Below are 22122 nucleotides of genomic sequence, written 5' to 3' on the forward strand. Positions count from 1 at the left end.
TTCACGTGGAACATTTGTCCACAGGCTTATGCACAGGCACGCTTAAGCGTCGGCGCTAAAACCCAGATGACGGCGGCCCGTCGCCTCCCTCCCCCTTGAGGGGAGGGAACGAGGGCGTGGGTCGCGGGTTTGGCACAAGGCCCACATGCACTCCACCTCAGCGGGATTGCTCACCCGGGACTCGCCCCACCCACGGTGTCATTCCGGCGCAGGTCGAATCGCATTCTTGAAATGCGCTCAGAGTAAACCCTCCCTCAGAGCGCCGGAACCGAAAGACCCTGGCTAAAAAAGCATTCGCCGTAGCGGGAGTTTGATGGGCGCGGGAAAGCCGGTCTTGAGGTCTTCCCAGAATTGGCCATCGGCCGGTCCGATAAAGACATGCCCCTTGGGCAGCTTATCGCGGGCGAACCAGCCCGCTTCGCAGATGGATTCCCCCGCGGCCGGATTGGCGGTGATGTCGAGCTCGCCCGAGACATAATCGGCCAGGAACCAGAACTTGATCATGCGCTCGCTGTCGTCGAACAATTCGTCGATATAGGCCATGGCGCCGGCGCGTACGCGCAGGCCGGTTTCCTCGAATGTCTCCCGCTCGGCTGCGGCCGACAATTCCTCTTCGCCTTCGACGCCACCGCCCGGTGGCGCCCAGAAATCATGGATGCTGGGGCGAAAATGGCGGACCAGCAGGATTTTATTGTCGCGCAGCACCAGCGCGCCGGCGGAAATACGATGGGCCATCATGCCAGCCCCATATTGACGCGATAGCTCAGCGCCTCGGCGATATGCGGCCGGGCGACGCGATCGACTCCGGCCAGATCTGCCAGGGTGCGGGCAACCTTGAGCACGCGATGATAGGCGCGGGCGGAGAGATTGAAGCGCTCGGCCGCCTGCAACAACAGCGCCTGGCTCTCCCGGTCGGGATTGACCAGCTTTTCGATCAGCGTCGGGCCGGCGGCGGCATTGGTGAAAACGTCGGGCGCACCATGTTCGAGGAACCGCTCGCGCTGCCGTTCGCGCGCCGCATGGACGCGTTGGGCGACAATATTGGAGCTTTCACCCGCATTGGATGGGGCGATCATGTCGGCGGCGGTGACGGCGGGCACGTCGATACGGATATCGATGCGATCAAGGAATGGACCGGAAACCCGGGCCTGATAATCGCCGGCACAGGCCGCGCCGCGCTTGCAGGTATGGCCCGGCGTGCCGGCCATGCCGCATTTGCACGGATTCATCGCCGCGATCAGCTGTACCCGGCTTGGATAATTGACGCGCGCATTGGCGCGGGCAATCACCGTCTCGCCGCTTTCGAGCGGCTGGCGCAGGCTATCGAGCACCTGGGGCGCAAATTCGGGCAATTCGTCGAGAAACAGCACGCCATTATGCGCCAGGCTCACTTCCCCGGGCCGCACCCGCAGCCCACCGCCGACCAAAGCCGCCATGGAGGCCGAATGATGGGGCGCCCGGAACGGCCGCCGGTCGGAAATGGCGCCACCGGCCAATTCGCCGGCAATCGACTGGATCATCGAAATATCCAGCAATTCGCGCGGGTTGAGCGGCGGCAGTATCGAGGGCAAGCGCGCCGCCAGCATGGATTTTCCGGCGCCGGGCGGGCCGATCATCAGCATATTATGGCCACCCGCCGCCGCCACTTCGAGCGCCCGCCGCGCCACCTGCTGGCCGCGCACTTCGCTCAGATCGGGCAGGGCGCCATTGGGCAGATATTTGCGCGGCAGCGGACGCGCGGCCAATTGCCGGCCGGTCAGATGATTGACCAGCGCCAAGAGGCTCTCGGCAGCAATGATATCGATGCCCTCTCCCGCCCAGGCCGCTTCGGGGCCGGAGGGTGCGGGACAGATAATCCCCAGATCGCGGCTTTGCGCGGCAATGGCGGCCGGCAGCACGCCGCTGACCGAGGCCAACTGTCCATCAAGGCCCAGTTCGCCCAGCACCAGAAAACCATCCAGCGCATCCTGCGGGATGGCGCCCATGGCGGCCATCAGGCCGAGCGCGATGGGCAGATCGTAATGGCTGCCCTCCTTGGGCAGGTCGGCCGGCGCCAGATTGATGGTAATGCGCTTGGGCGGCAGGCCCAGGCCCGAGGCAATCAGCGCGGCATGGACGCGTTCGCTGGATTCCTTGACTGCCTTGTCGGGCAGCCCAACCATGAGAAATTTCGGCACGCCCGGCGCGATCTGCACCTGCACATCGACCGGCACGGCCTCGATGCCCTGAAACGCCACGGTCGCAACGCGGGTAACCATGCCTCAAGCTCCCCTAAACCCATGGCAAGCCTAGCAGGACTCCCATGGGCCGACAAGAACGTTTGGCGAACAGAATATGGCTCATTAACCATGCGGGCTGCCACACTGGTTACCCTAATCCTCCATTAACCGCGCCATGTTGAATCAAAGGCCAGATTTGTTTGTTGTATAGAGTTCCGCCCAATGACCGCCAGCCGGCCATTCTTCTCGTTTTCCGCTGTTGCCAAGACCACGCTGGCCGCAGCTGTGGTGTTCATCCTGGCCGCCTGTTCCACCGGCGGAGGGCTGTACGGCGCCATCCCCGGCGACAATCGCCCGCATAAGGGCGTCGACCGCGCCCGCAATATGCCGATCCAGGGGATCGACGTGGCGCGCTATCAGGAGAATGTGGATTTCCAGGCCGCCTTTGGCGCCGGCATCCATTTCGTCTTCATGAAGGCGACCGAGGGCAAGGATTATGTCGATCCCAATTTCCGGGTGAACTGGGAGCGGGCGCGCCAGTCCGGCATGCCGCGCGGCGCCTATCATTTCATGACCTGGTGTTCGCTGGCCTCCGAGCAGGCGGCGTGGTTTGTGGCCAATGTGCCCAACGATCCCGATGCGCTGCCGCCGGTGCTGGACCTCGAATGGAACAATCACTCGAGCTGCAAGGTCAAGCCGAGCCGGGCCGATGCGCTGGAAAAGATCCGCGTCATGCTGGACGCCATGGAGCGCCATACCGGCAAGCTGCCGATCATCTATACCGACATGAATTTCCATCGCGATATTCTGGAAGGCGAATATTTCCCCAATGCGTTCTGGCTGCGCTCGACCGCTGCCGAGCCGCATGAGCGCTACAATAACCGCACCTGGACCTTCTGGCAGTGGACCCAGACCGGGGTAGTGCGTGGCGTGCGTGGGGAAGTGGACCGCAATGCCTTTTACGGCAACCAGAACGATTGGCTGACGTTCCTGTCGACCGGTTGCGATCCGCGGGCCATTGCCGCGCTGCTGCCGACCGGACGGTGCGGATACGCCAAATAATTGCAGGCCTTGCCAGCCTATTGGGGCAGGATTAGCCTCACACCTGTAATTGCGGGCGGGTGCCCGACTATGAGGAGGACCATTGAATGGCCAAAGGACAAATGCGCAGCAATAAGGAAGCCAAGAAACCCAAAAAGGACAAGGTCGCTGCGGCCAAGCCCATTACGGGTCTGGGCGCCGGCAGCACCGGCAATGCGGCCAAGAAATAGGGCTGCGTTTCTTCTGCGCTAAGATATTTCGAACGGTCGGCTCATGCCGGCCGTTTTCGTTTTATTGCGCCGTATTGAGCTGGGGTGGTGATGGTTGCGTGGCGGCAATGCCGGCCGCGCCCGAGCCGATAATGGCAAAGATCAGCAAGACGATTGCCGCGGTGATACGCATAAAGCCCCTCCGCCTCATTCAAGGTCTTGAAGGATAGGTGCGCCCCAGCTCCTGCAGGGTCAAGACCCGTGTTAAGACTTGATTAACATAGCAATTTTACGAAAATTTTAGCCGCCGAGCAGGCCGCTGGCCTTGACCCCGTCAAAGACGAACTGCACCGCCAAAGCCGCCAGCAAAATGCCGACAACGCGCGACACGACGGCCAGACCCGTGACCCCCAACAGGCGCTGGATGGGGATAGCCACCAGCAGCGTCAGCCAGGCGAGGAACAGAATCACCACGATGGCGACCAGCACGGCCCAGAATTCGAGATCGGTCTTGGTGCCGGTGGTGAGCAGGATCACCGCCGAGATGGCGCCGGGACCGGCCAGCAGCGGCATGGCCAGCGGGAAGACGGCAATATCCTCGCGCTGACGGGCTTCGACCTCTTCCTCATCGGTCGTGCCGGTGCCGCCCGAATGGCGGGCGAACACCATGTCGATGGCGATCAAAAACAGCAGCAGACCGCCGGCGGTACGGAGCGCAGGAATGGTAATGCCGAAAACTTCAAGAATCGCGCTGCCCAATATCCCGAACAGCAGCAGGATAATGCCGGCAATGATCACGCCGCGCGTAGCAAAGGCAAAGCGCTGCTTGGCCGTATTGTGCTTGGTGAGCGCGGCAAAGATGAAAGCGATATCGGCCACGCCCACAGTGGCAAACAGGGTCGCAAAGGCGACGAAGAATGTCGTTGTGGGCATTGCTGCAAGCTCCCCCGCTTTTCGCCACCAGCATTAGCGGCTTAAGCGGGCGGGGGCCAGTCCTGTGCGTGCGATCACCAGGCGTCGTTCAACGCCATTTCGACCAAGCGATCCAGTGTCTGGAATGGGCAATTGGCCGCCATGGCAACGACAGCGATGCCGCGCACAGGACAGCGCACCGCCTTGGCGACAGCGCCGGTCCATTCGCCGCCATGGATGAGCAAACGATGGCCTTGATGGGTCCGCAGACCCAGACCCCAGCCATAGGGCGTGTTCATGCCGTTGGCGAGTTGCCCTTGAGCCTCGACAATGTCGGCAATGCCCAGCGCATCCTGATTTTGCCGATGCAGCCAGAGTGCAAAGGCGCGGCTGGTTGACCAGAGCCCGCCATCACCCTGCGTCAGGGGCAGGCATTGTCCCATATGCGCGACCTGCGGATAGGCTCTGATATCCCGCGCAAAACCCATGCCCTCGATGCCCAGCGGCACCAGCAGGCGGGCATTGACGAAGGCTGCGAATGGCTCGCCGGAAATGCTCGCCACGAGCCGGGCTAGGAGAATGTAGCCGAGATTGGAGTAGGCGTAGCTGGCAGCAGGCGGCGTTGCCAAACCCGGCAGGGCAGCCAGCGCAGCGGAGACAAAATCCTCCGTCCAATCACCCGGCGCCTGCGCTTCAAGAGCACCGCCAGCAGGCAGGCCGGCAATGTGATGAGCGAGCTGGCGCGGCGTAATGTCAGCGGCCCAAAGCGGCAGATCACGCAAATAGCGCGCGACTGGTTGGTCCGGATCAAGCTGCCCATCGCGGACGAGGATTGCCGCTGCCGCGCCGGTGAATTGTTTGGCGAGGCTGGCTCCATAGAAGCGGTCGGTCACCACAACCGCCCGGCCATTCGGCCAAGTGCCGGCGGCGAATTCCTCGATGGAACCGGACGCGGTGCAACGCGCGATACTGATCGGCGTGCCTGAGGCAAACCCCGCAAGATCAACCAGCGATGCCAGCGTCCGCAAGGAGTCTAGCTCCGCCGCTTCTCGATCGCGTCCCAGATCATCACTGCGATGTCGGGGCCGCCGAAGCGTTTGATTTCGCGGATGCCGGTGGGGGAGGTGACGTTGATTTCGGTGAGGTAGTCGCCGATCACGTCGATGCCGACAAAGATCATGCCGCGCTCTTTCAGCGCCGGGGCGATCACAGCGCAGATTTCGCGCTCGCGCTCGGTGAGCGGGGAGAGTTCGGGGCGGCCGCCGACATGCATGTTGGAGCGCGCTTCGCCATCGGCGGGGATGCGGTTGAGGCCGGCCACCGGTTCGCCATCGATGATGATGATGCGTTTGTCGCCCTTGCGCACATCCGGCAGATATTTCTGGATCATGAAGGGTTCGCGGTAATTGGCCTCGAACAGCTCCAACAAGCTCGCCAGATTGTGGTCGCCCTCCTGGATGAAGAACACACCAGCCCCGCCATTGCCGTAGAGCGGCTTGACGATGATATTGCCATGCTCCTTGCGGAATTCGTGGATCTGGGTCCGGTCGCGCGTCACCAAAGTCGGCGGCATCAGCTCGGGGAAATCGGTGACGAGGATTTTTTCGGGCGCGTTGCGCACGGCGGCGGGCGGGTTGACCACCAGCGTTTTGGGGTGGATGCGCTCGAGCAAATGCGTGAGCGTGATATAATTCATGTCAAAGGGCGGGTCCTGGCGCATCAGCACCACGTCCTGGGTGGAGAGATCAATGCGCGCCGCCTCCCCCAGAGTGAAATGCTCGCCCTTGGGCTTGTCGATCACGGTGATCGGGGCGGCCAGCGCCGAGACCACATTGCCGCGCAGCGCCAGGCTATCGGGCGTATAATGCAGCAGTTGGTGCCCGCGCTCCTGCGCCTCCAGCATCATGGCGAAGGTGGAATCGCCGCGTGGATTGATACTGGCGACATGGTCCATCTGGACGGCGACTTTGAGCATGCTGTTGGCCCTTGTGTGATTCTGCCGCTCAGGCGCGAACCCGTCAGCTCGCGTCGAACGCATTCACCAAATGGCGCGGCCATGTACGCGGTGCAAGGAAAATAATATCGAAGCGCAGGTCGGTATGGGCCTTGGCCGGATGGCGGCTGAGCCAATATTCGGCCGCCCGCACAATGCGCGATTGATTGACGGCGGCCAGGGCCTCTGCATGGGCGCTGGCTTTATTGCGGGTTTTGACCTCGACAAAGACCGTCACCCCGAAGCGTTCGGCGATGAGGTCGATTTCTCCGAGTGGGGTTTTGTAGCGGACCTCTACGATCCGGTAGAGCTTGAGCCGCAGGAAAAACGCGGCCAGCGCCTCGCCGCGATGACCGCCCAGATGGGCCTGGAGTCGGGCCTTACTTTTCGGCTTTGAGGGCGAGGGCGGCATCGTAGACTTCCTTGCGCTTCAAGCCGTATTTTTTGGTGACCTCGTCGACGGCGGCGCGCAATGGCTGGGTCGCCATTTCGGCCACAAGATCGGCTTGCCAATCGGCGGCGTCCGGAGCAGAAGCCTCGGCGGCGCCGGCGACAACGATTACGGCTTCGCCCTTGGTTTCGGTATCGGCGAATTCGGCGGCCAGAACGGGCAGGGTGCCGCGATGGACACGCTCAAAGCGCTTGGTCAGTTCCAGCGCGACGGCGGCTTGCCGCTCACCAAGGATTTCGGCCATGGCGGCCAGCGTGTCATCGAGCCGGCGAGGGCTTTCGTAAAACACCAACGTTTCACGTGAATCCTTGAGTGCCGTGATGGCATTGGCGCGGGCGCCGGCCTTGTTGGGCAAAAAGCCGTGAAAGGCAAAGGCATCGGTGGGCAGGCCCGCCACGACCAGCGCCGAGAGCAGGGCGGAAGCGCCGGGAATGGGAAAGACCGGCAGATTGGCTTCGGCCAAAGCGCGGATCAGCGGAAAGCCGGGATCGGAGAGCAGCGGCGTGCCGGCGTCGGAAATCAGCGCGATGGCCTGCCCGGCCGCGACGCGGGCGACGATGTCGTCGGCCTTGGCGCGCTCATTGTGTTCATGCAGCGCTACGCGGCGGCCCCTGATGCCGTAATGGTCGAGCAGGCGAGCGGACATGCGGGTGTCCTCGCACAGCACGACGGAGGCAGCGGCGAGGGTTTCGAGCGCACGGATGGTGATATCGCGCAGATTGCCGATCGGCGTCGCCACGACATAAAGGCCGGGGGCGAGGGGCGGGGCGACAAAGGTGGTGCCGGCGATGAAATAGCCGGATGAAGGTTCGGTCATAGCTTTGCCTTGTCGCACGTCATTGACGCCGAGTTAACGATATCGGCGCAAGATGTTAACCGATTGCTATCAATTCGAGGGCATGGGATGCGCATTATCTTGCCATCCACGCGGCGAATCCGGCTGGCGCTGCTGACGGCGGCGCTGCTCGCCGTGTCCTCCTGCACTCCGGGCGAATACCAGATCGGCTCGCGCAGCTTCAGCTTTCCCTTTGGCGATTCGACCCCACAACAGGCGCAGCCCATCCCGATGCAGCAGGGCGGCATGATGCCCATGCCGGTCGCGACAGGCCCGTCGGAGAGTTTCGGGCGGGGGCCGGTCAAGGTGGCCTTGCTGCTACCACTGAGTGGGGACCCGGGCACGGCTTCGGTGGGCATGGCGCTGGCCAATGCCAGCAAACTCGCCATCAGCTTTATCGAGGCCAATCCCAATATTGCCGAGAATATCACCATCACGCTGCGCGATACCGGCACCAGTATCGAGGGCGCGACCAGCGCCGCGAGCGCTGCCGTGTCGGATGGGGCCAAGCTGATCCTGGGGCCATTGCGGGCCGATCAGGTGACGGCGGCGGGTGCGGTGGCGCGGGCGGCGGGACTGCCGCTGATCGGGTTCTCGAACAATCCCAATGCGGCCAGCCCCGGCGTTTACCTGCTGAGCGTGTTGCCCGATGCCGAGATGAAGCGCTCGCTGAGCTATGTGCGCAGCCAGGGCCGGCGCGGCATTGCCGGGATTTTCCCCAACACCGAGTTCGGGCAGGCGCAACAGGCCGCGTTCCGGCAACAGGCCTCCGTGGCGGGCTATCAGCCGCAGGCGGTTTATGGCTTTTCTGGCGCGGGAGAGGTGCAGCAGGTCATCAGCCAGGCGCTGCCGCTGATCCAGAGCGGGGTGATCGATACGCTCTTTTTGCCCGATCGGGCCAGTGCACCGGGTTTTGCCGCAGCCTTGCAGCAAGCCGGAGTGGCGCCAGGCCGGGTGCTGCTGGTGGGCTCGGCCGACTGGCAGGGCGACATGGCGATATTGCAATCCCTGTCACTGAGCGGCGCGGTCTATCCCAGCGTCGACGATGGCGGGCTCAATGCCATTGCCGGCGAGTACCAGGCTCGGTTCGGCACCCAGCCGCACCCGCTATCGACCATCGCCTATACGGCAACCATCCTGGCCAATGTGAACACGTTGTCTATGGCCAACCCGCCCTATAGTCCGAGCCTGATGCTGGCCGCATCGGGCTTCAACGGGCGCGACGGGATATTCCGCTTCCTGGGCAATGGCCGCAGCGAATATGGGCTGGTGATCAAAAAGCTCGCGCCGGGCGGCGGGGTGACGATTGACGGCGTAAAACTCTAAGCCGCCAAATCCGCCACCACGGCATCCAGCACCGGCCAACCCCGGTCCGTCACCCTGATATTGCCATTGGGCAGCGTCTCGACAAACCCATAGCCCTTCAAGTCATCAATCTGCCGCTGGTTGATCTTGCGGCCGGATATCGCGGTGAAGCGAGACGGCGAAATGCCTTCCTTGAGCCGCAGGCCCATGACGAGGAATTCGTCGCCCTGTTCTTCCCAAGTCAGCACATCGTCCACCACCATGCCGTGGCCGGCCGCATTGACCTTTTTCTGCCAGTCGAAGGGCATTTTTTCAGCCGCAGTGGCGTGGCGCTGATTGTTGATCATCAACCGACCATGGGCGCCCGGACCAATGCCGGCATATTCGCCATAGCGCCAATAGAGCATATTGTGCTGGCTTTCCTGGCCGGGGCGGGCGTGGTTGGAAATCTCGTAGGCGGGCAGGCCGGCGGCAGCGGTCAATTCCTGGGTCAGCTCATAGAAATCGGCCGAGAGATCCTCGTCCGGCATCTTGAGCTTGCCGGCCTTGTGCAGGTCGAAATAGCGCGTGCCCTGCTCGATGGTCAGCTGGTAGAGGCTGATATGGCCGCGCGCTATCCAAAGCGCTTCCTTGAGCTCGTCTTCCCAATCTTCCAGCGTCTGGTGGGGACGGGCATAAATCAGATCAAAGCTTGAGCGCTCGAATACCGATTGGGCGATACGCACCGCCGTAATGGCTTCGTCCACCGTGTGGCGGCGACCCAGTTCGGCCAGCGGCTTGTCGCGCAAAGATTGCACGCCCAGCGAGACGCGGTTGACCCCGGCGGTGCGGAACCCCTTGAAGCGGTCGACCTCGACGCTGGTCGGATTGGCCTCAAGCGTGATCTCGGCATGGCGTTCGACGGTCCAGTGCTTGGCAATGGCGTCGATGATCTTGCCGGTGGCCCAGGGGCTCATCAGCGAGGGCGTGCCGCCGCCGAAAAAGATCGACTGTACAACCCGGCCGGGCGCCAGCTGGGCGGCATGGGCGATCTCGCGTTCATAGGCCGCGACATAGCCTTCCTCGTCAAAGGGGCCGCGATGGACGTGGGAATTGAAGTCGCAATAGGGGCATTTGGACGCGCAGAACGGCCAATGCACATAGACGCCGAACAGGTCATTGCTGGATTGCGGCATTCCCTGCTCCCAATAATGGCTGCCACATGATGCGGTCAGTCCTTGGCAATCTGATCCTCGACGAATTTCGAAAAGGCACGGGCGCGGTGGCTGAGGCCCTGCTGGCCCGGGGCCCAACTATGCTTGGCTTCGGCCGCCATCTGCCCAAAGGTGATGTCATAGCCATCGGGCATGAAAACCGGATCATAGCCATGGCCGCGCTCGCCGCGCGGCGGCCAGACCAGGGTGCCATCGCAGCGGCCGACAAACAGTTCGTCGCGGCCATCGGGATGGGCGAGGCATAGCGTGGCGTTGAAATAGCCGCGGCGCTGATTGGGCGAGGTGGCATTGGCGGCCTGCAAGGCATCTTCGACGCGCTTCATGGCATGCTCGAAATTGCGCGGCACGCCGGCCCAATCGGCTGTATAGACGCCGGGATCGCCGCCCAGCGCATCAACGCAAAGGCCCGAATCATCGCTCAGCGCCAGCATGCCGGAGGCTTGCGCCGCAGCATGGGCCTTGATGCGCGCATTTTCGGCAAAGGTGGTGCCGGTTTCCTCGGGCTCGGGCAGGTCGAGCTCGGCCGCCGAAATGATCTCGAGGCCAAAGGGCTCGAACAATTCCTGGAATTCGACCAGCTTGCCCTTGTTGTGGGAGGCCAGAACCAGGCGGTCGCCATCGCGCAGGCGGGGTATCGAGGTCATCGTGCTGCCCCCTTGGCCTTGCGTTCGCGGGCGGCACGGGCCGATTGGTCGAGCGCCCGGCTCACGTCATGCCAGAGGGCGCAATTTTCGCCCGGCGTGGAGCGGATGGGCTCGGGCGCGGGCTGATTGCCGGCGAGTTTTTTGAGAATCCAGCCGATCATGAGGCGAGCGCCGCTTGTTGGAGCAGGGTCAGTTCGCCAATGCCCTGTTCGGCCAGCGCCATGAGCGCGTTAAGCTCGTCGCGGCTGAAGGGGACCTGTTCGGCCGTGCCCTGGATTTCAACGAACTTGCCCGAGCCGGTCATGACGAAATTGGCGTCGGTATGGGCTTCGACATCCTCGAGGTAGTCCAGATCAAGCACCGGCGCGCCGCGATAGATGCCGCAGGAGACCGCAGCCACCGATTCGCGCAGCGCATTGCCCTTGGTCAGCTTGCGCTCGCCCATCCAGCTCAGCGCATCGGCCAGCGCGATATAGGCGCCGGTGATCGAGGCGGTGCGGGTGCCGCCATCGGCTTCGAGCACGTCGCAATCGACGGTGATCTGATTTTCGCCCAGCAATTGCAGGTCGACCACCGCACGCAGCGAGCGGCCGATCAGGCGCTGGATTTCCTGGGTGCGGCCCGATTGCTTGCCGGCGGTGGCCTCGCGGCGGGTGCGGCTGCCGGTGGCGCGGGGCAGCATGCCATATTCGGCGGTGACCCAGCCCTGGCCCTTGCCGCGCAGCCAGCTGGGAATGCTGGTCTCCACCGATGCCGTCACCAGCACCTTGGTATTGCCGAAGCTGACGAGGCACGAGCCTTCCGCCTTTTGGGCGACACCGCGCTCGATTTTTACGGCGCGCATCTGGTTGGGCTCACGTCCGGAAGGCCGCATGGGCAAATCACCTGAAGACAAGTCAAAGAAAAGGGCTGTTAACCGCCTCTTAACCCTGATGGGCCTCGCTCACAAGTCGCGGACGCTTGGCGAGAGGCAGCAATGCCCTTAAATGAGAGCTCAGGGTTAAAGGGATAATTTGAATCTTTTCTCATGACAAAGCCCCCGGAAGACTTTCTCAGCGTCCTCAATGCCCGTAGCCAGGACATCTTCAAGAAGATCGTCGAGCGCTATCTCGATACCGGCATGCCGGTGGGCTCGCGCGATCTCAGCCGCATGCTGCAGGTGGGGCTGTCGCCCGCTTCGGTGCGCAATGTCATGGCGGACCTCGAAGATCTGGGGCTGATCGCGGCCCCGCATACCTCGGCCGGCCGCGCCCCGACGCAGGAAGGCCTGCGGTTTTTCGTCGATGCCATGCTCGAAGTGGGCGCGGTCGATGAACGCGAGCGCAGCCAGATCGCCAGCCATATCGAAGGACGGCAGGGGCAGGTTGAGGATTTTCTGACCGAGGCCAGCCAGCTGTTGAGCGGCCTCAGCCAGGGGGCAGGGGTGGTGATCGCTGCCAAGGCCGACATGGTGCTGCGCCATATCGAATTCGTACGGCTCGACGCCAGCCGCGCCATGGCCGTGTTGGTGGGGCAGGACGGGCAGGTGGAAAACCGCATCCTCGACCTGCCGCCGGGCCTTGCCGCCAGCACCTTGACCCAGGCCAGCAATTATCTGGCCCATCACGTGGTGGGCCGTACCATTGCCGAGGCGCGCAAGGTTTTGGCCGAGCAACGCGCCGAACAGCGGGCCGAACTCGATGAGCTGACGCAAAAGCTGGTCGATGCGGGGATTGCCACGCTCAGCCAGCCCTCGGCCTCGAGCCAACCCACGGTGATCGTGCGCGGCCGGGCCAATTTGATCAATGACGCCATGGCCTCCGAAGATCTGGCGCGGATGCGGCAGCTGTTCGACGAGCTCGAGAGCAAGGATGGCTTGCTGGACCTGTTGGGTGACGCCGAAAAAGCGCAGGGCGTGCGCATCTTTATCGGCTCGGAAAACAAGCTGTTCTCACTCTCCGGCTCCTCGGTGATCCTGAGCCCCTATAAGGACGCCAATGACAAGGTAGTCGGCGTGTTGGGCGTGATCGGGCCGACCCGGCTCAACTACGCCCGCATCGTGCCGGTGGTGGATTATACCGCCAATGTGATTTCCGCGATGATGGCGCGGAAGCGCTAGTGCGGCGTTCCCAAGGCTTGAAAAAGCGCCATGTTTGGCCGATATGGCTGACTAAATCCCGAACTCTCTGCGGAACCCAAATTCATGATGAGCGACGAAAACGCCGCCAATGGCGAAACGCCCGAAGTCGAAACCCCTGAAGCGACCCCTGAGATCGACCCGATCGAAGCGCTGCGCGCCGAGAATGCCGAGCTCAAGGACCGGGTGTTGCGGACCATTGCGGAGATGGAAAACCTGCGCAAGCGCACCGAGCGCGATGTCGCCGATACGCGTTCCTACGCCATTGCCGGCTTTGCCCGCGACATGCTCTCGGCCACCGATGCACTGAGCCGGGCCCTGCTGGTGCTGCCGCCCGAAGCCCGCGAATCGGGCGACGCGACCACCAAGAGCCTGATCGAAGGCATCGAAATGACCGAGCGCGAAATGCAGCGCCTGCTGGCCAAGCACGGCGTCAAGCCGATCGAGGCCGAAGGCCAGAAATTCGATCCGCACAAGCATCAGGCCATGTTCGAAGTCCCCGATCCCAGCCGCCCCGAAGGCACGGTCGTGCAGGTCGTGCAGGCGGGCTTTGCCATCGGCGACCGCGTGCTGCGCCCCGCCATGGTCGGCGTCGCCAAAGGCGGCCCCAGCCACGCCCCGGCGGACGAAACGGTGGATAAGAGCGTTTGACGGCCTGAGGCCAGCTCACCACTCTAGGGGCGCCAGCAATGGCGCCCTTGTTGTTTGGAGAGGAACACGACCTTGGCAGAGGATCTCTATGAGCGGCCCGAGCTTTACGATCTGGTCTCGCCGCCCGATCCGGACATGGAGCGCTTCTATGTCGAGGCAGCGGGCGGGTCCGGCCGGCAGGTGTTGGAACTGGCCTGCGGCACCGGGCGGCTCACCCTGCCGCTCCTGCGCTCAGGCGCCGATGTCACGGGCGGGGATCTCTCCCCGGCCATGCTCGATGCAGCGCGGCAGCGGGCGAGCATGGAGGGACTGGCACCCAATCTGGTGCCGCTCGACATGCGCGATTTCGCGCTGGGGCGACGCTTTGACACGATTATCGTGGCGGCCAATTCCCTGCTGCATCTTACCCAGGCCGCGGACCAGCTGGCTTTCCTTGCCAGCGCGGCGAGGCATTTAAAGCCGGATGGCCGGCTCATCTTCGATATTTTCGTGCCCAGCGCGTGGATACTCAGCCGGCCCGGCGATGAGCGCCAGCTATTGGGGCTGTTCGCGCATCCCGAATTGGGAGAGGTCCGTATCGAGGAAACCATCGCCTATGATCCGATCGCTCAGATCAGCCATATCGATTGGTATTGGTCACATCCGGCGGAGCAGGACTTCCGCCATACCAGACTGGCGATGCGGCAAATCTATCCGCAGGAACTGCTGCTCTTGCTGGAGCGCGGCGGGTTCGCGGTGATCGAGCGCTTTGGTGGGTTTGATCATAGCCCGCTCACGCCCACCAGCATGCGGCAGGTGGTGATCTGTGCGGTGAGATAGCTACCCTAGAATATCCTTGCTCAGCACCCGTTCCACGCCGCCCTCTGCCATATCGGCCCAGGCCCGTTCCAGGCTCCCCGCATTGTCGATCGCCCGGGTGGCGTCCTCGATGATTGTCACGTCATAGCCGGCGGCGGCGCCATCGATGGCGGTCCAGCCGACGCAGAAATCGGTGGCGAGGCCGACCATATAGAGCCGGTCCACATCGCGCTCGTTGAGATAGCCGGCCAGGCCCGTCAGCGTTTCGCGATCGGCTTCCTGGAAGCCGGAATAGCTGTCGATCCGGGGATTATAGCCCTTGCGGATGATCAGTTGCGCCTGGGGGATGTCGAGATCGGCCGAAATCTGGGCGCCGTGGCTCATCCAGACGCAATGGTCGGGCCACAGCACCTGATTGCCATAAGGCAGTTCAATCGTCTCGAACGGGTTCTTGCCGGGATGATTGCTGGCAAAGGAAATGTGATTGGCCGGGTGCCAGTCCTGGGTCAGCACGACATTGGTGAATTTTTTGGCCAGGGTGTTGATCAGCGGCACGATCTCGTCGCCGCCGGCCACCGCCAGATTGCCGCCGGGCAGGAAGTCATATTGCATGTCGACGACGATCAGCACGTCCTGGGGGGTGATGGCGATCGGCATGGCAGCGACTCCTCAAATGAACCGTGATGAGACTGCCTTGCCCCGGGCCGTCCGGGCAAGGGGGGCCACGTTCACCAGCGCCATGGAATTGCGCTTGGCGGCGGCACGTCCGCGTGCCATCTATCTCGCCCGGCCGCAGCAGACGGCCGGTTTGGGGACAATCCATGCATAATCTTCTCAAGGGCGGTCTTGCCGCCCTGGCCCTTGTGGGCGGCGCAGCGCCGGCCCTGGCACAGAATGTCGAATTCACGCTGATCAATGCCAGCTCGCAATCGCTGCATTATTTCTACACCACGCCCAGCGCCGAGAATAATTGGGGCGAGGACCTGCTGGGCCCCGATGGCACGCTGGAAGCGGGCATGCAGGGCACGGTAAGCATTGGCGACGGCTCGGACCAGTGCCTCTATGATTTCCGCTTCGAGACCGGTGAAGGCGCCACGCTCGAGGTGAACGAAGTCGATATCTGCACGCTGGACGAATATACGCTGACCGACTAATTGGCTGGCCCGATCATGGCAGCGCGGCGGGAACGGCGCCGCGCACCTGTCGGGCCGCGTACAACAATGAATCAAACCCAAGGCAAATCCGGGCTCTGCGCGCTTGAAGCGCCATGCTCACCCCCTATATACGCCCAAGGCCCAGCAATGGGCACATTCCAGTTGCAAGGAACCCGGCCTGCGCGGCCACGGGGCTGCTTCGCAAGGAGGGCTCCTCAATGGGTTTGCTGAAAGAGAGGCTAGAGTAATGGCTAAAGTTATCGGTATCGATCTGGGCACCACCAATAGCTGCGTTGCAGTGATGGACGGCGCCAATCCCAAGGTCATCGAAAACGCGGAAGGGGCCCGCACCACCCCCTCGATGGTCGCCTTCAGTAAGGATGGCGAACGTCTCGTGGGCCAGCCGGCCAAGCGCCAGGCGGTCACCAATCCCGAAGGCACGCTGTTTGCCGTCAAGCGCCTGATCGGGCGCCGCTTTGACGATGGCGTCGTCGCCAAGGACAAGAATCTGGTCCCCTTCAAGATCGTCAAGGCGGACAATGGCGATGCATGGGTGGAAGCCTCGGGCGAAAAGTATTCGCCCTCGCAGGTTTCGGCCATGATCCTGCAGAAGATGAAGGAAACCGCCGAATCGTATCTGGGTGAAAACGTCACCCAGGCCGTGATCACGGTTCCCGCCTATTTCAACGACAGCCAGCGCCAGGCCACCAAGGATGCCGGCCGCATTGCCGGGCTTGAAGTGCTGCGCATCATCAACGAGCCGACGGCTGCCGCGCTTGCCTATGGCCTCGACAAGAAGGCCGCCGGCACCATCGCCGTCTATGACCTTGGCGGCGGCACGTTCGACGTTTCGGTGCTGGAAATCGGCGATGGCGTGTTCGAAGTGAAGTCGACCAATGGCGACACCTTCCTGGGCGGCGAAGACTTCGACATGCGTCTGGTCGATTACTTTGCCGACGAGTTCAAGAAAGAGCAGGGCATCGACCTGCGCAATGACAAGCTCGCTCTGCAGCGCCTCAAGGAAGCTGCCGAAAAGGCCAAGATCGAACTCTCCAGCTCGACCCAGACCGAAATCAACCTGCCCTTCATCACGGCAGACGCTTCGGGCCCCAAGCATTTGACGCTCAAACTGAGCCGTTCCAAGTTCGAATCGCTGGTCGATGACCTGATCCAGAAGACCGTCGAGCCCTGCAAGCAGGCGCTCAAGGATGCCGGCCTCACCGCGGCCCAGATCGACGAAGTCGTGCTGGTCGGTGGCATGAGCCGCATGCCCAAGGTGCAGGAAGTCGTCAAGCAACTGTTCGGCAAGGAACCCCATAAGGGCGTCAATCCGGACGAAGTCGTAGCGCTCGGCGCCGCCATTCAGGCCGGCGTGCTGCAGGGCGACGTCAAGGACGTGCTGCTGCTCGACGTGACGCCATTGTCGCTCGGTATCGAAACGCTGGGTGGCGTGTTCACCCGCCTGATCGATCGCAACACGACCATCCCGACCAAAAAGAGCCAGACCTTCTCGACCGCCGAGGACAGCCAGAGCGCCGTGACCATCCGCGTGTTCCAGGGCGAACGCGAAATGGCCGCCAACAACAAGCTGTTGGGCAATTTCGACCTGACCGGCATTCCGCCCGCACCGCGCGGCGTGCCGCAGATCGAAGTGACCTTCGACATCGATGCCAACGGCATCGTGCAGGTTTCGGCCAAGGACAAGGGCACCGGCAAGGAGCAGCAGATCCGCATCCAGGCTTCGGGTGGCCTCAGCGACGCCGACATCGAAAAGATGGTCAAGGAAGCCGAGCAGAATGCCGAGGCCGACAAGGCCAAGCGCGAAGCTGTGGAAGCCAAGAACCAGGGCGAAAGCCTGATCCACTCGACCGAAAAGTCGCTCAAGGAATATGGCGACAAGGTCTCGGCTGAGGACAAGACCGCCATCGAAACCGCGATCACCGACCTCAAGGGCGTGATCGACGGCGAAGACGGCGAAGCGATCAAGGAAAAGACCGCGGCTTTGGCCGAAGCCTCGATGAAGCTGGGCGAAGCCATGTACAAGGCCAGCCAGGCGGAAGCCGAAGCCAAGGCCAATGGCACTGCCGATGAGGACGAAGACGATGTCGTCGACGCCGACTTCGAAGAGGTCAAGGACGACGACGATAAGAAGTCGGCTTAAGTCTTAAGCCAAAGTTATGAAAGGGTCCGGCACAAGCCGGGCCTTTTTTGTTTTTGAGCCGGACGTTCTCACCTTCTCCCCTTGAGGGAGAAGGTGCCCGAAGGGCGGATGAGGGGTCTCTTTCTGCGCTTCTGGCATGAGATGACGCAGAACCCCTCACCCTGTCATTTCTGCTGAACGCAGAAATGCCGTCCCTCTCCCTCAAGGGGAGAGGTAGGGTTGTGACCACATTGCACCAATGCCAGCCATTCCGTTTCACGTGAATCACCCGCCGCAAAAACAGCACGATTGGGCCTAAATCCCGGCCGAATGGGGGGATCAAACAGAGGCACCAAGAACGAGGTGGCTCGATGAGCGATTCCAGCGCGACTATTCCTGAGCCGGCCCACCAGGCCGATACGATCGGGCGCATTGCCGAATTGATCGGTGGCGATCCGATGAGCCGGCTCGATACCGATATGAAGCATGTGCTCGACGCCCTGGCCGAACTCGGCGCGCGGCCGCTGGAGCAGGCGACGCCCGCCTCGGCCCGGCGCCAGCCCAAAGCCGCCGACGCCATTGCCGGTATTCTGGCGCTGCAGACCCGTGAGGCCGCTGACGATGGCGTGAGTGCCGAGGATATTGCCGTCGAGACCGGCGAGGACACGAGCCTGCCTGCGCGCCTCTATCGCCCCTTAGGCCTGCTCAGCCGACTCAATCCGATGATCCTCTATTTCCACGGCGGCGGCTTTGTCACCGGCGACCTCGATACCCATGACGCCTCGGCCCGTGCCCTGGCGCGGCGCACCGGCGCCATCGTGGTCTCGGTCGCCTATCGTCTCGCCCCCGAGCACAAATTTCCCGCCGCCCATGACGATGCCTGGGCCTCCTGGCGCTGGCTGATTGCCAAGGCGCGCGAGCTGGGCGGTGACCCGCGCCGGCTGGCGATTGCCGGGGAAGATGCCGGAGCAAACCTCGCCGCCAATGTGGCATTGCGCGCCCGCAAGGAACGCATCACCCAGCCACTGCATCAATTGCTGATCCACCCCATTGCAGGGAGTGACCTGACCACCCCCTCCTATGGCGCGACCCTAAGGGTCCGCCCGATCGGGCTGGCCGCCATGCGCTGGCGCTTCCGGCACCTGTTCGAGGATGCCGAGCAGATCAAGGACACGCGGATTGATCTGGTCGCCCGCGACGACTGGCGCGGCGTGGCCCCGGCCACCATCGTGCTGGCCGAGATCGATCCACTGCGTTCGGAAGGCGAGGCCTTGGCCGAAGCGCTGGAAGCCGCGCATGTGCCGGTCAATTGCTGGGTTTATGACGGGGTAACGCAGGGCTTTTTCGGGCTGGGCGTCCTGGTCACCAAGGCGCTGTTCGCCCAGGGCGACGCCGCCGATGCGCTGAGCAAGGCCTTCATGTCCGACCGGCGCGGGTGATCGCCGCAAAATCTGCCGAATCAGCAATGTTGAACCGACCGCCGTCGCTTGCTAAGAGCGGCGGCGATGGTTTTGCCCGTTAAGCGACCCCAGCCCCTTGCGGGGAGCGGGGTCGATTGCCATCTAGGGCGAGACGTGGGGCTGGTTTGATCAGGGGCGTATGCGCCCCCAAAATGCATTCGGAGTTGTTTCTTGGCCAAACGGGATTTCTATGAGGTGCTTGGCGTGGCCAAGGGCGCCGACGATGCAGCGCTGAAAAGTGCCTATCGCAAGCTCGCCATGCAACACCACCCCGATCGCAATCCCGGCAATGCCGACGCCGAGGCCAAGTTCAAGGAAATCAACGAAGCCTACGACACGCTCAAGGACGGCCAGAAGCGCGCCGCCTATGACCGGTTCGGCCATGCCGCCTTCGAAAACGGCGGCGGGCGTGGTCCCGGTCCCGGTTTCGGCAGCGACTTCAATTCCTCCATGTCCGATATTTTCGAGGACATCTTTGGCGACTTCATGGGCGGCGGCCGCCGCGGCGGGGGCGGGGTGGCGCCGCCAAGCTGCGGGGCGCCGACCTGCGCTACAATCTTGAAATCAGCCTCGAAGAAAGCTTTGCCGGCCGCACCGTCGAAATCGACGTGCCCACTTTGGTGGGCTGCACCACCTGCGACGGCTCGGGCGCCAAGCCGGGCACTGGCACTCACACCTGTCGCCAGTGCAATGGCCATGGCAAGGTGCGCGCGGCCCAGGGCTTTTTCACCATTGAACGCACCTGCCCGGTCTGCCAGGGCCGCGGCCAGATGATGGACCAGCCCTGCACCGATTGCGGGGGCCAGGGCCGCCGCCAGGAAAACCGCAAACTTTCGGTCGATATCCCCAAAGGCATCGAGGACGGCACCCGCATTCGCCTCGCCAATGAGGGCGAGGCTGGCCTGCGCGGTGGCCCGCCGGGCGATCTCTACATTTTCATCTCGATCCGCCCGCATGAGCTGTTCCAGCGCGACGGGGCCGATCTTTATGCCCGCGTCCCCATCGCCATGACCACAGCCGCCCTGGGTGGGGAATTTGAAGTGCCCACGCTCGACGCCACCCGCGCCAAGGTCAAGGTCGCCGCCGGCACCCAGCCGGGCCAGCGCGTCCGCCTCAAGGGCAAGGGCATGCCGGTGCTGCGCAGCAAGGATGTCGGCGATCTCTATGTGCAGCTCGATATCGAAACGCCCCAAGCCCTGAGCCGCAAGCAGCGCGAACTGCTCGAAGAATTCGCCCGGCTCGAGACCGAAGAAAACAGCCCGACCTCAGGCGGCTTCTTCGACAAGCTCAAGAAGATGTTTGAGGCTTAGGGGAACACGCGGCGCTACCCACAAACTCGGTGTCACCCCGGCGCAGGCCGGGGCCCATCTCGAGATCGTGGAACACGCCGCCAGACCGCCTGTTGAGGCTTGCCGGGGCTAACACACACACCTTGCGGCCGATATGGCACCTCAAGATGGGCCCCGGCCTGCGCCGGGGTGACATCGTGGTGGGGGCAGCCTCACACCTCACCCCTGCACACAGCTAGAGCACGAAGATCGGGAGCCACGGTCTTCCCTTCTCCCCTTGAGGGAGAAGGTGCCCGAAGGGCGGATGAGGGGTTTCTTTCTGCACTTCTGGCATAGGCGAACGCAGCACCCCTCACCCTGTCATTTCTGCTGAACGCAGAAATGCCGTCCCTCTCCCTCAAGGGGAGAGGGGAAGAGTGATCACGGCTCAAGTCCGGCCCCTTGCCGAATATGGGGCACGCAGGCACAGTCACTGCACCGCAGCAGGAACTCCCCCGACCATGCCGACCGCCCTTACCCTTTCCGGCTCCATCCGCACCGGATCGTATAATCGCCTGTTGCAGGCTCATATCGGCCGCAAGCTCGAAGCCGCCGGCGTCACTGTCACCGCGCTCGATCTCGCCGATTTCGACATGCCGATCTTCAATGAGGATCTGGAACCCGACAATGTGCCCGAAGCCGCGGTGCGCCTGGCCGAGCTGTGGCGCAGCCATGACATCATCTTCATCGCCAGCCCCGAATATAATGGCGGCGCCTCCCCGCTGATCATCAACACGCTGGCCTGGGTCAGCCGGCAGCGGCCCAGCCCGTTTCAGCACGCCATATTTGGCATTGGCGGGGTCAGCTCGGGCAAATATGGCACCATCTGGGGCCTCAGCCATTTGCGCGAATCGCTGACCAAGGTGGGCGCATTGGTGGTGCCGACGCTGTTGGGCATCGGGCCGGCCAGCGAAGCCTTTGACGAGACCGGTGCGCCTATCGAGCCCGCCATCATCCGCAAGGTCGACAGCATGGTCAAAGAGCTGACCCACTTCTCACGGGGCTGAAACCATGCTGGCGCTCTATGTGACCCATCCCCAAGTCAGGATGGACCCCAATGTGCCGGTGCCGCTCTGGGGGCTGTCCGAGGAGGGCGGGCGCCGTGCTGAGGCCTTTGCCGCCCGTGGTGTGATCCCGTCCGGCGCGCCGATCTTTTCCAGCAGTGAGCGCAAGGCGGTGGAACTGGCCGAGATCATCGCCGCTGTCACCGGCAGCGTCATCGTCTGTGAACACGCCATGGGCGAGAATGATCGCAGCGCCACCGGCTTCCTGCCGCCCGAGCTGTTCGAGGCCACCGCCGACCGCTTCTTTGGTGCGCCAGACACCAGCGTGGATGGCTGGGAGCGGGCGATCGATGCCCAGGCCCGTATCGTAGACGCGGTCGAGACCGCATTGGCCGGCGTGTCCGGCGATGGGCCGGTGGTGCTTTGCGGCCATGGCGCGGTGGGCACATTGCTCAAATGCCATGTTGCTGGCCGCACCATCAGCCGCGCCGAAGACCAGGGCCGGACGGGCGGCCCGGGTGGGGGCAATGGCTTCGTGTTCGACTTTGCCGCAAGCCAATTGCACAGCGAATGGACCCGCATCGAGGACATTGCTGCCGGCTGGCATCAGCGCTGAGGCTTGCGGCGCAGCCGGATTTGCGTTAACGC

At 63.1% G+C, this 22122-nt stretch carries 23 protein-coding genes and 1 pseudogene; 12 read left to right on the forward strand and 12 right to left on the reverse strand.

The features are described 5' to 3' along the window. Positions 1-282: 282 nt before the first annotated feature. The gene (locus tag N8A98_RS09230) at positions 283-738 is read right to left on the reverse strand and encodes an NUDIX domain-containing protein (RefSeq protein ID WP_262170841.1); all 456 of its coding nucleotides are present in this window, start codon (positions 736-738) and stop codon (positions 283-285) included. Beyond that, the gene (locus N8A98_RS09235; RefSeq protein ID WP_262170842.1) at positions 735-2258 is read right to left on the reverse strand and encodes a YifB family Mg chelatase-like AAA ATPase; all 1524 of its coding nucleotides are present in this window, start codon (positions 2256-2258) and stop codon (positions 735-737) included. Before N8A98_RS09235 ends, N8A98_RS09230 begins: the two co-directional genes overlap by 4 nt. Positions 2259-2441: 183 nt before the next feature. Between N8A98_RS09235 and N8A98_RS09240 the strand changes: the two genes are divergently transcribed. Both N8A98_RS09240 and N8A98_RS09245 read left to right on the forward strand, forming a co-directional pair. Continuing rightward, a complete protein-coding gene (locus N8A98_RS09240; RefSeq protein ID WP_262170844.1) occupies positions 2442-3281 on the forward strand; it encodes a glycoside hydrolase family 25 protein in 840 nt (279 codons plus the stop codon). An 86-nt stretch (positions 3282-3367) separates the two neighbouring features. After that, positions 3368-3490, forward strand: coding sequence for a hypothetical protein (locus N8A98_RS09245; protein ID WP_262170845.1), 123 nt, complete (start codon positions 3368-3370; stop codon positions 3488-3490). A 279-nt stretch (positions 3491-3769) separates the two neighbouring features. Here N8A98_RS09245 and N8A98_RS09250 read toward each other — a convergent pair whose 3' ends face one another. The 5 genes from N8A98_RS09250 to rsmI form a co-directional block, all read right to left on the reverse strand. Then, on the reverse strand, positions 3770-4402 hold the full coding sequence (locus N8A98_RS09250; RefSeq protein ID WP_262170847.1) for a MarC family protein: 633 nt from the start codon (positions 4400-4402) through the stop codon (positions 3770-3772). Between the two features lie 74 nt (positions 4403-4476). Further along, a complete protein-coding gene (locus tag N8A98_RS09255; RefSeq protein ID WP_262170848.1) occupies positions 4477-5409 on the reverse strand; it encodes a serine hydrolase domain-containing protein in 933 nt (310 codons plus the stop codon). Between the two features lie 5 nt (positions 5410-5414). Further along, positions 5415-6356: a glutathione synthase gene (gene gshB, locus N8A98_RS09260; RefSeq protein ID WP_262170850.1), complete on the reverse strand. Its 942-nt coding sequence runs from the start codon at positions 6354-6356 to the stop codon at positions 5415-5417. A gap of 43 nt (positions 6357-6399) precedes the next feature. Beyond that, positions 6400-6786, reverse strand: a complete 387-nt coding sequence (locus tag N8A98_RS09265) for a YraN family protein (protein WP_262170851.1) — start codon at positions 6784-6786, stop codon at positions 6400-6402. Continuing rightward, a complete protein-coding gene (gene rsmI, locus N8A98_RS09270; protein ID WP_262170853.1) occupies positions 6755-7642 on the reverse strand; it encodes a 16S rRNA (cytidine(1402)-2'-O)-methyltransferase in 888 nt (295 codons plus the stop codon). The genes N8A98_RS09265 and rsmI overlap by 32 nt, the downstream gene beginning before the upstream one ends. A gap of 87 nt (positions 7643-7729) precedes the next feature. Between rsmI and N8A98_RS09275 the strand changes: the two genes are divergently transcribed. Continuing rightward, positions 7730-8986, forward strand: a complete 1257-nt coding sequence (locus tag N8A98_RS09275) for a penicillin-binding protein activator (RefSeq protein WP_262170854.1) — start codon at positions 7730-7732, stop codon at positions 8984-8986. On the opposite strand, the gene hemW is transcribed toward N8A98_RS09275, so the two are convergent. From hemW to rph, 4 genes are read right to left on the reverse strand one after another with little or no spacing between them, the layout of a single operon-like run. Then, positions 8983-10140, reverse strand: coding sequence for a radical SAM family heme chaperone HemW (hemW, locus tag N8A98_RS09280; protein ID WP_262170856.1), 1158 nt, complete (start codon positions 10138-10140; stop codon positions 8983-8985). The two genes, N8A98_RS09275 and hemW, sit on opposite strands and share 4 nt — an antisense overlap. Before the next feature lie 35 nt (positions 10141-10175). Then, positions 10176-10823, reverse strand: coding sequence for a non-canonical purine NTP pyrophosphatase (locus N8A98_RS09285; protein ID WP_262170858.1), 648 nt, complete (start codon positions 10821-10823; stop codon positions 10176-10178). Next, positions 10820-10984, reverse strand: a complete 165-nt coding sequence (locus tag N8A98_RS09290; protein WP_262170859.1) for a hypothetical protein — start codon at positions 10982-10984, stop codon at positions 10820-10822. Before N8A98_RS09290 ends, N8A98_RS09285 begins: the two co-directional genes overlap by 4 nt. Next, a complete protein-coding gene (gene rph, locus N8A98_RS09295) occupies positions 10981-11697 on the reverse strand; it encodes a ribonuclease PH (RefSeq protein WP_113120545.1) in 717 nt (238 codons plus the stop codon). Before rph ends, N8A98_RS09290 begins: the two co-directional genes overlap by 4 nt. A gap of 153 nt (positions 11698-11850) precedes the next feature. Between rph and hrcA the strand changes: the two genes are divergently transcribed. The 3 genes from hrcA (at position 11851) to N8A98_RS09310 (ending at position 14409) form a co-directional block, all read left to right on the forward strand. After that, positions 11851-12921 carry a heat-inducible transcriptional repressor HrcA gene (gene hrcA / locus N8A98_RS09300; protein WP_262170862.1) on the forward strand — a complete coding sequence of 357 codons (1071 nt, stop codon included), beginning with the start codon at positions 11851-11853 and terminating at the stop codon, positions 12919-12921. Positions 12922-13008: 87 nt separating this feature from the next. Further along, a complete protein-coding gene (gene grpE, locus N8A98_RS09305; protein WP_035099450.1) occupies positions 13009-13590 on the forward strand; it encodes a nucleotide exchange factor GrpE in 582 nt (193 codons plus the stop codon). A gap of 72 nt (positions 13591-13662) precedes the next feature. Beyond that, entirely contained in the window at positions 13663-14409 is a 747-nt protein-coding gene (locus tag N8A98_RS09310; protein ID WP_262170863.1) for a class I SAM-dependent methyltransferase, read from the forward strand. Here the strand turns inward: N8A98_RS09310 and pncA are convergent, their stop codons facing one another. Further along, positions 14410-15045 carry a bifunctional nicotinamidase/pyrazinamidase gene (pncA, locus tag N8A98_RS09315; protein ID WP_262170865.1) on the reverse strand — a complete coding sequence of 212 codons (636 nt, stop codon included), beginning with the start codon at positions 15043-15045 and terminating at the stop codon, positions 14410-14412. Between the two features lie 164 nt (positions 15046-15209). Here pncA and N8A98_RS09320 point away from each other — a divergent pair, with 164 nt between their 5' ends. From N8A98_RS09320 to N8A98_RS09345, 6 genes and pseudogenes are all read left to right on the forward strand, one after another. Beyond that, positions 15210-15542 carry a hypothetical protein gene (locus N8A98_RS09320; protein WP_113120549.1) on the forward strand — a complete coding sequence of 111 codons (333 nt, stop codon included), beginning with the start codon at positions 15210-15212 and terminating at the stop codon, positions 15540-15542. A 247-nt stretch (positions 15543-15789) separates the two neighbouring features. After that, positions 15790-17703 (forward strand): molecular chaperone DnaK, encoded by a 1914-nt coding sequence (gene dnaK / locus N8A98_RS09325; RefSeq protein ID WP_262170868.1) that lies wholly within the window; start codon positions 15790-15792, stop codon positions 17701-17703. A 350-nt stretch (positions 17704-18053) separates the two neighbouring features. Then, positions 18054-19121 (forward strand): alpha/beta hydrolase, encoded by a 1068-nt coding sequence (locus N8A98_RS09330; protein ID WP_262170869.1) that lies wholly within the window; start codon positions 18054-18056, stop codon positions 19119-19121. 192 nt (positions 19122-19313) lie between these two features. Continuing rightward, positions 19314-20452 (forward strand): annotated as a pseudogene (gene dnaJ, locus N8A98_RS09335) (molecular chaperone DnaJ). A gap of 479 nt (positions 20453-20931) precedes the next feature. After that, positions 20932-21477 (forward strand): NADPH-dependent FMN reductase, encoded by a 546-nt coding sequence (locus N8A98_RS09340; protein ID WP_262170871.1) that lies wholly within the window; start codon positions 20932-20934, stop codon positions 21475-21477. Positions 21478-21481: 4 nt separating this feature from the next. Further along, a complete protein-coding gene (locus N8A98_RS09345) occupies positions 21482-22090 on the forward strand; it encodes a histidine phosphatase family protein (protein WP_262170872.1) in 609 nt (202 codons plus the stop codon). The last annotated feature ends 32 nt before the right edge of the window (positions 22091-22122 follow it).

The organism is Devosia neptuniae (assembly GCF_025452235.1).
GTDB lineage: Bacteria > Pseudomonadota > Alphaproteobacteria > Rhizobiales > Devosiaceae > Devosia.

What these genes read in the sequence shown, in the direction of transcription:
- N8A98_RS09230 (WP_262170841.1), bottom strand. Translation starts at nt 738, where the DNA reads ATGATGGCCCATCGTATTTCCGCCGGCGCGCTGGTGCTGCGCGACAAT.
- N8A98_RS09235 (WP_262170842.1), bottom strand. Translation starts at nt 2,258, where the DNA reads ATGGTTACCCGCGTTGCGACCGTGGCGTTTCAGGGCATCGAGGCCGTG.
- N8A98_RS09240 (WP_262170844.1), top strand. Translation starts at nt 2,442, where the DNA reads ATGACCGCCAGCCGGCCATTCTTCTCGTTTTCCGCTGTTGCCAAGACC.
- N8A98_RS09245 (WP_262170845.1), top strand. Translation starts at nt 3,368, where the DNA reads ATGGCCAAAGGACAAATGCGCAGCAATAAGGAAGCCAAGAAACCCAAA.
- N8A98_RS09250 (WP_262170847.1), bottom strand. Translation starts at nt 4,402, where the DNA reads ATGCCCACAACGACATTCTTCGTCGCCTTTGCGACCCTGTTTGCCACT.
- gshB (WP_262170850.1), bottom strand. Translation starts at nt 6,356, where the DNA reads ATGCTCAAAGTCGCCGTCCAGATGGACCATGTCGCCAGTATCAATCCA.
- N8A98_RS09265 (WP_262170851.1), bottom strand. Translation starts at nt 6,786, where the DNA reads ATGCCGCCCTCGCCCTCAAAGCCGAAAAGTAAGGCCCGACTCCAGGCC.
- rsmI (WP_262170853.1), bottom strand. Translation starts at nt 7,642, where the DNA reads ATGACCGAACCTTCATCCGGCTATTTCATCGCCGGCACCACCTTTGTC.
- N8A98_RS09275 (WP_262170854.1), top strand. Translation starts at nt 7,730, where the DNA reads ATGCGCATTATCTTGCCATCCACGCGGCGAATCCGGCTGGCGCTGCTG.
- hemW (WP_262170856.1), bottom strand. Translation starts at nt 10,140, where the DNA reads ATGCCGCAATCCAGCAATGACCTGTTCGGCGTCTATGTGCATTGGCCG.
- N8A98_RS09285 (WP_262170858.1), bottom strand. Translation starts at nt 10,823, where the DNA reads ATGACCTCGATACCCCGCCTGCGCGATGGCGACCGCCTGGTTCTGGCC.
- N8A98_RS09290 (WP_262170859.1), bottom strand. Translation starts at nt 10,984, where the DNA reads ATGATCGGCTGGATTCTCAAAAAACTCGCCGGCAATCAGCCCGCGCCC.
- rph (WP_113120545.1), bottom strand. Translation starts at nt 11,697, where the DNA reads ATGCGGCCTTCCGGACGTGAGCCCAACCAGATGCGCGCCGTAAAAATC.
- hrcA (WP_262170862.1), top strand. Translation starts at nt 11,851, where the DNA reads ATGACAAAGCCCCCGGAAGACTTTCTCAGCGTCCTCAATGCCCGTAGC.
- grpE (WP_035099450.1), top strand. Translation starts at nt 13,009, where the DNA reads ATGAGCGACGAAAACGCCGCCAATGGCGAAACGCCCGAAGTCGAAACC.
- pncA (WP_262170865.1), bottom strand. Translation starts at nt 15,045, where the DNA reads ATGCCGATCGCCATCACCCCCCAGGACGTGCTGATCGTCGTCGACATG.
- N8A98_RS09320 (WP_113120549.1), top strand. Translation starts at nt 15,210, where the DNA reads ATGCATAATCTTCTCAAGGGCGGTCTTGCCGCCCTGGCCCTTGTGGGC.
- dnaK (WP_262170868.1), top strand. Translation starts at nt 15,790, where the DNA reads ATGGCTAAAGTTATCGGTATCGATCTGGGCACCACCAATAGCTGCGTT.
- N8A98_RS09330 (WP_262170869.1), top strand. Translation starts at nt 18,054, where the DNA reads ATGAGCGATTCCAGCGCGACTATTCCTGAGCCGGCCCACCAGGCCGAT.
- N8A98_RS09340 (WP_262170871.1), top strand. Translation starts at nt 20,932, where the DNA reads ATGCCGACCGCCCTTACCCTTTCCGGCTCCATCCGCACCGGATCGTAT.
- N8A98_RS09345 (WP_262170872.1), top strand. Translation starts at nt 21,482, where the DNA reads ATGCTGGCGCTCTATGTGACCCATCCCCAAGTCAGGATGGACCCCAAT.